The sequence below is a fragment of the Hydrogenophaga sp. genome (assembly GCF_041633695.1).
Classification (GTDB): domain Bacteria; phylum Pseudomonadota; class Gammaproteobacteria; order Burkholderiales; family Burkholderiaceae_C; genus Hydrogenophaga.
The window spans coordinates 1-1952 of the sequence record NZ_JBFJMY010000631.1; the positions used below are offsets into that span (position 1 = coordinate 1).

Sequence of the window (1952 nt, forward strand, 5' to 3'; positions counted from 1 at the left end):
AATGCGCGCCAGACAGAAGTCGGCGGGTTTCCCGCCGATGATCAGCAGGCGCTTGTCGCCGTCCACGATGGCGGGCAGGTAGCGCTGCACCATGACGCTGGTGCTGCCGCCCTGGTTCAGGGTTTCGATGATGCTGCCCAGGTTCATGCCGTCGGACCCGACGCGAAAAATGCCCATGCCGCCCATGCCGTCCAGCGGTTTCAAGATCACGTCCTGGTGCTCGGCGTGGAAGGCGCGGATCTGGTCGGGTGAGCGCGTCACCAGGGTCGGCGGGGCGAACGCGGCGAACTCCATGAGCGCGAGTTTTTCCGGGTGGTCGCGCAGCGCACGCGGGCTGTTGAAGACCCGCGCGCCTTCGCGCTCGGCCTGCTCCAGCAGGTGAGTGGCGTAGAAGTATTCGCTGTCGAACGGCGGGTCTTTGCGCATCAGCACCGCGTCGAAGCTGTGCACCGGCTCCACCGCCTCGTTGTCGGCATCGAACCAGTTGGCGCTGTCGCCCGTGAGCGTGATGTGCCGCACCCGGGCGCTGACCACCTGCCCGCTGCGCCAGCTCAGGTGCTGCGGCTCGCAAGCCGCCAGCGCATGGCCCCGGCGCTGCAGCTCGCGCATCATGGCAAAGGTGGTGTCCTTGTAAATCTTGAAAGACGCGAGCGGATCGGCAATGACGAGGATGTTCATGGTGGCAATGTCCTGAAACGGAAGTGTTGAATCAAAAGCGCGAGGGCACCGGCCACCACACCCCAGAAGGCGGAGCCAATGCCCGCAATGACCACGCCGCTGAGCGTGACCAGAAAGGTGATGAGCGCGGCTTCGCGGTGGCTGTCTTCCCGCAATGCGGCGTGCAGACCGCCCCCGATGCTGCCCAACAAGGCCAGGCCGGCAATGGCCAGCACCAGCTCTTGGGGGAACGCGATCAAGAGCCCGGTGATGGCCGCACCAAACAAGCCGATGAGCACATAGATGCCGCCACAGACCGCGGCAGCGGTGTAACGCTTTTGCGGGTCGGGGTGCGCTTCGGGTCCCATGCAGATGGCGGCGGTGATGGCACTGAGATTGAGGGCAAACGCGCCAAAGGGGGCCAGCACCAGTGTGGCCACGCCGGTCAGGGTGATGACGCGGGAGATCGGCATGTTGTTGTAGCCCGCCGTGCGAATCGCGGCCACACCCGGCAGGTTTTGCGAAGCCATGGTGACCACGAACAAAGGCAGGGCCAGGCTGACGGTGGCGGCCAGACTAAACTCGGGCATGGTGAAAATCGGGCGGGCGAATTCCAGCGTGACGGCCGCGCTGTTGAACTGCCCCTGGAGTACCGCATAGCCCACCGCCGCGACCAGCGTGAGCACCACGGCATAACGCGGCATCAAGCGCCGCCCCAGCAGGTAGACAAACAACATCAGCAGCACCAGCGGCAGCGCCGTCTGCGCCGCCGCAAAAGCCTGCAAGCCGAAGCGCGCCAGCACCCCGGCCAGCAAAGCCGAGGCAATGGCCACCGGGATGCGGTTCATGATGCGCTCAAACCAACCGGTCGCGCCCACCAGCATGATGAGCGCAGCGCTCACGATGAACGCCCCCACCGCCTGCGCCATGGTGAACCCACCGGCCAGACCGGCGGTGGCCAGCACCGCCGCACCCGGCGTGCTCCAGGCCACCATCACCGGCTGGCGCAGGATCAGCGACGGAACCGCCGAACACAGGCCCATGCCCAGGCCCAGCGCCCACATCCAGGAAGTGATCTGCGCGGGCGTGGCGCCAAAGGCCTGCGCGGCCTGGAACACGATCGCCACCGAACTGGTGAAACCCACCAGCACCGCGACAAAGCCGGCGGTGGCAGCGGAAAGATTCAGGTCGCGGAAAAACGGCATGCGGCGATTGTGCCGGGTGTGCCATGACCTTGCCGCCTTGGGGTGTCCGAAGCGGGTGGGCCCATCGTGCCGAATGGCACCCCATCCACC

2 protein-coding genes are annotated in these 1952 nt (G+C 66.1%); both read right to left on the reverse strand.

What is annotated here, in order from left to right:
* Nucleotides 1-678, reverse strand: a 678-nt coding sequence (gene gshB, locus ABYB95_RS22600; protein ID WP_372662308.1) for a glutathione synthase, incomplete at its 3' end; no start/stop codon positions are given.
* Nucleotides 675-1862 carry a benzoate/H(+) symporter BenE family transporter gene (locus ABYB95_RS22605; RefSeq protein WP_372662311.1) on the reverse strand — a complete coding sequence of 396 codons (1188 nt, stop codon included), beginning with the start codon at nt 1860-1862 and terminating at the stop codon, nt 675-677. The genes gshB and ABYB95_RS22605, both read right to left, overlap by 4 nt.
* Nucleotides 1863-1952: the final 90 nt, after the last annotated feature.